Source organism: Streptomyces sp. NPDC054887, from assembly GCF_053610585.1.
Genome location: NZ_JBSGYQ010000133.1, coordinates 1 through 4,365, shown reverse-complemented (window position 1 = coordinate 4,365; position 4,365 = coordinate 1). Strand labels below are relative to the sequence as shown.

Below are 4,365 nucleotides of genomic sequence, written 5' to 3'. Positions count from 1 at the left end.
GTCAGGCCCCCACCCTCCGGATAGCGCATCCCACCGGCATACCGCAGGGATCATGAACCGTCACTACCCGACGACAACCCGAAAACCTCAGTAGGTGCATGAACGGGTGAGGGCCTCCTCGGTTCGGTGTGGATGAAACATCTGCACCAGCCAGGAGGCCCTCGTGCCCCCCCTGACGCCGACTGGGCGGCTTCGTCTCGCCCACTGTGCGTGGACGACGGCTGGCCGCTGCATCGGGCCGCGGAGCGCTCCAGGCCAGCCACTCGACTGCAGCCCGCTGGGTGAGCCGCTACCGCCAGCTCGGCCTCGCCGATACGACCGATCGCTCCAGTCGGCCCCACCACCAGCCCGCGAGGACAGCGGCCGAGACCGAGGAACACGTCCTTCGCTCCTCGGAGAGCGTGCACGGTCTCCGCGTACGTCGGCGAGGCCCACACCTTTGTCCCCGAAGGGCCCGGGCGGCGCCCTGATCTGGTTACTTGCTGCCGCGCGTTCCACTAGATGGACCGCCCGGCCGTCCTGGAAATGGTGGACCGGGTGGCCGCGCCGCACGCCGCCGTGGCGGTCATGGGGGACGGCAGCATATAGGCCTACGACGCCGACTGGACGGTCGCGCTGCGCGAGCTGATCCAGATCTACCTCGGCCCTGGCCGCCGCGCAGGCTCCTGCGGCACGTATACCGAGCCCGGGCGCTCCTACGGGGATGACCTGTCCGCCTCGCCGCTCAGTGATGTGAGCGAGCACCGCTTCCCTGTCACCCGCGCGTGGACGCCGGAGTCGGTCGTCGGTTACCTCGCAGCACCAGCATCGCCCGGCCCGACCTCTTCGCCGACCGGCACAAGGAATTCGAGGCCAAGGTTCGCCAGTTGCTCGACGCATACGCCCGCGGCGGGACCCTGCGTGAAGACGCCTTGTTCACCGTCCTGCTGGCCCGTCGGCCCGGGGCCGCGTCGTGAGCGGCGAGCGGCGGCACCGGGAGCTGGTCGACGTCCACCTGATCCTGCGCCGTGACGGCGCCGCCGGCCCCGAGGTCCTGCTGTCCCGCCGGGCTGGGAAAGCCTACGCCTGGGGCATGTGGCATCTGCCCCCGACAGCCACGGCGTGCCCCGGCTCACGGCCGTTGTTCGTATCACCGCCTAGAGGCGCGGAAGACGTCGCCCGAGCTGCGGCTCTTGGTAAAGGTGATGCACAGTCCCAGGCCGTAGTCTCCGGTCCACTCCCAGGCGGAGGTGGGCGTGTCCATGTGTTCTCCAGGTTGGGGAGGTGGCCGGGCTCCGGGTTGGTCAAGGCTTCCGGAGCCCGGCTTGACGTCAGGCGGTGATGGACATCTGGCACTTCTCAGCCTCCAAGACACGTTGCAGCTTGGCGAAGTTGCCGAGTGCGCCCCCGGCGCGGGTGTTCACGGGGGTGGAGACATGCCCGCGCACACAGCGCTCAGTGAAGGTCACGGGCTTGTCCTCACGAGCCTCATAGATCATCCACTGGCCGTTCTCGAATTTCGGCACGATCTCAGCACACTTGTCATTCGTGGTGAGGAGAGCGCCGCTCTGATAGGTGCCAGCGAAGGGGAACTCGTCGCACGAGTCATCAGGCACGAGGTCCGGCCGGCGCACGAAGGGGTCCGGCAGCTGGTCGCATACCTTCGCCCGGTTCTTCTCTGCGGCCGCCTCGTTAGCGAGCCGGGACAGTGGGGTCTTGTCGCCCCACCGGTCGGGAAGATTCTGCTGCGCCCATCCATAGGTGGCTGCCGCGGCGCCGTGCTTGGCGATGGAGAGGTCGAAGACCGCCCTGACGTCGGGGTAGACGCATCCCGGTGTGCTGCCCACGGGGTTGTCGCACCGGATCTTGCGAGGGTTGGTCCAGGTGACGTTCGGCTTGATGGGCACGTCACCGCTCTGGTTCATGAAGAGGTTGTACTTGGTGCTGGTCAGGCGGCTCACCCCCTTGGCGGGGGCGTCCTGGTACGTGACGGTGCCGGATGCAGACTGACCCTTCCTGAGGGTCTTGATGCCCGTCCAGGCCGACTTCTTCACCATGGCGCAGGGACCGGTGCAGTCGGCGTCCAGGCGGAGGTTCACGCTCCTGACGCTCCCGCTCGTGTTCACTATCTTGACCGTGAGGCTCTCGGTCCACTTACCGCTGGTGGCGCTCAGCTTCATGGAGCCGGATACCTTCATGGTGCCGACACCGGTGATCCTGCCCCTGGCGTCCACCTGCGTGTAGGTCGTCGTGGCGTCTTTCTGGCAAGCGGTGAACCGTGTGTACGACCACTGCCCCGGCGTCGCGGCGCAGGTCGCAGCGGCAGCCGCGAACGGGTCGGACGCGTGGTCATCCGCCGGCTCTTCCGGCCCAGCGACGGGCGTCTGCACGCTCTCGACGCAAACCTTGGAAACGCCCTCGAGTTGCTCGGTTGAGCCCGCTGCGGTGTCGCTGCAGCCAGCGGCCTCTACGTCCGCCACACCGGTAAGCGGCACACTCGCGGGCTCTTCGCTCAAGGCAAGTGAGCCCAAAGGCTTCGGAAGCTCAACTTGCTGCGCCTGGGCAGGAATGCCTCCCAGCAGAACACCGGCTAAAGCCATGCTGATCACAGGACCCACAGGCCTGTGTTGATTTCGACGCACTCCAACCTTCATCTCTTGGTAAGTGAAGGGTGAGATGCAGGTATGCGTAACGGCGATCCGGCTAAGGCTAAAGTGCATGGGCTGGCGAAACGAACGCCTCGCCGCCACGACTGGAGATCCCTATCCCGCAATTGGATTCACACGCTCACGTGACGCCCGGCCGCCGCCATCTGATCCCCCGTGACCATTGTCCAACCAGGTGGTCAGCCCTGTTGGTGTGCTGCCCAACATATCCAAACGGCGTGATCTAGAGCCAGTTGACGTCTACGTGATGGTCATCACGCTCTCGCGATAGGTAAAGTCGCTGCCCAGCAAGCCTGTTGGTAGAGATCTCAACGAATACCGTCACGCGTCTTTGCTCTTTCCAAGCCACGCACGTTAGAAGCCGTCCTCTTACCGATCTTGGAGTGTGCGAGGCGGACGAGTTCTCGAGGGCGGCGTCCGAATCGGGTGGTCTTTGTGGGGTGTGCGCATAGGGGCAGGGCCCTTTGGAGGCTCCTGGCTGATCGGCGAGGGCCTGTTCGAGTCAGCCATGACTGAAAGGGCCATTGCTACCGCTTGCGTTTGATCAATAGCGTTGGGCGGCGATACGTCATCCCCCATAGGAGATCTGACGATCCCATGCGCAGAACAACGGGTTGGCCTGCGCATGGCCATAGTCGCGACCGACAGCAGCCTCGCGGCGAAGGCGGTGACCGACTTGCTGGAGTGTTCCCGGAGTGCCGCGGCGTGGAATCGGCCGATTCGGCAGCTCGGGCCGGTTCCGGTGGGAGGGGGGTGACTCTCGGTGACGCCAGTGGCGACACCAGCCCGAGACCGTTTCGTCAGGACTGTCCAAAGAAATTGAGGGGAATGTCTTCATGAACAAGTTCATCACCCTGGCCCGGGGCGCAGCCGTAGGAGCGGCTGTACTTGCGGCGACCTTCGGGCTCTTCACCTCCGGTACCTCGGCTGCCACCGTGGACAGCTCCGCTCAGCACCACTCCATCGCCCAGGACGACCCGGCCATCAGCAAGCAATGGCACGCCAAGGTCAAGTGCGACATCGTCCGCAACGGCCACACCTACACCAAGCGCACCGCATGGGGAACGGCCCTACCGAGCGAGCGGCCGTCAACACCGCCAAGCGCAACATCCCCGTCGAGAAGGGCAGCTACAAGCGACACTGCCGCACCCTGGAAAGCTACCGTCGCTGACCCGCACGGGCGCCGCGCCCGGAGATCGCAAAGGCGGGATATCCGGCGGCGCATCCCTTGTCCCACCCGTATCCTCGGGGGGAAGGAGGCTCCTATGGCCGGTCAAAGCAGGCGCGTCTACGAGATCCACGTTCACGTTCCCGTAGGCAAGGACGCACAGGAGTTGCAGGAAGTCATCTCGTTGATCCTGTGCCCGGTCCCTGACCACGCGCCGCCCTGCCCCGTCCCCTGGGCCACCGCCGCAGTCGGGACGCAGATCAATGTCGGGCTGTACGCCACCGAGGAAGAGGCCAACCGGCTGCTGATCGAGATCGCCACCGTCACCAAGGGGGCGAACGTCACCTTGCACCATGACGTGGACCCTGCCGACTATCAGGAGCTAATCCGGCAGTACGAGATCGAAGCCGGTCCCCGCTAGGACTTGTCCGGACGATCATGTGACTGCTCTGTGCCTGGGTCGTTGATGTGGGCATGGGGCGAGGTGATCTGAGTGATGCCGAGTGGGAACGGCTGCGGCCGTTCCTGCCGGTCAGCAACCGGCGTTGTGGC

General features: G+C 65.5%; 3 protein-coding genes and 1 pseudogene. 3 read left to right on the top strand and 1 reads right to left on the bottom strand.

Annotated elements, in window-relative coordinates; genetic code table 11:
• Positions 1-163: 163 nt before the first annotated feature.
• A pseudogene (locus tag ACWGH0_RS34525) lies at positions 164-434 on the top strand (leucine zipper domain-containing protein); the annotation flags it as partial.
• Between the two features lie 330 nt (positions 435-764).
• A complete protein-coding gene (locus ACWGH0_RS34520) occupies positions 765-956 on the top strand; it encodes a hypothetical protein (RefSeq protein WP_453408226.1) in 192 nt (63 codons plus the stop codon).
• A gap of 354 nt (positions 957-1,310) precedes the next feature.
• Here the strand turns inward: ACWGH0_RS34520 and ACWGH0_RS34515 are convergent, their stop codons facing one another.
• Positions 1,311-2,588, bottom strand: coding sequence for a hypothetical protein (locus ACWGH0_RS34515; protein ID WP_453408225.1), 1,278 nt, complete (start codon positions 2,586-2,588; stop codon positions 1,311-1,313).
• Between the two features lie 1,322 nt (positions 2,589-3,910).
• Here ACWGH0_RS34515 and ACWGH0_RS34510 point away from each other — a divergent pair.
• On the top strand, positions 3,911-4,234 hold the full coding sequence (locus ACWGH0_RS34510) for a hypothetical protein (RefSeq protein ID WP_453408224.1): 324 nt from the start codon (positions 3,911-3,913) through the stop codon (positions 4,232-4,234).
• Positions 4,235-4,365 lie beyond the last annotated feature (131 nt).

Bases quoted from the DNA above. Each gene is read 5' to 3' on its own strand.
- ACWGH0_RS34510 (WP_453408224.1), top strand. From the start codon at position 3,911: ATGGCCGGTCAAAGCAGGCGCGTCTACGAGATCCACGTTCACGTTCCC.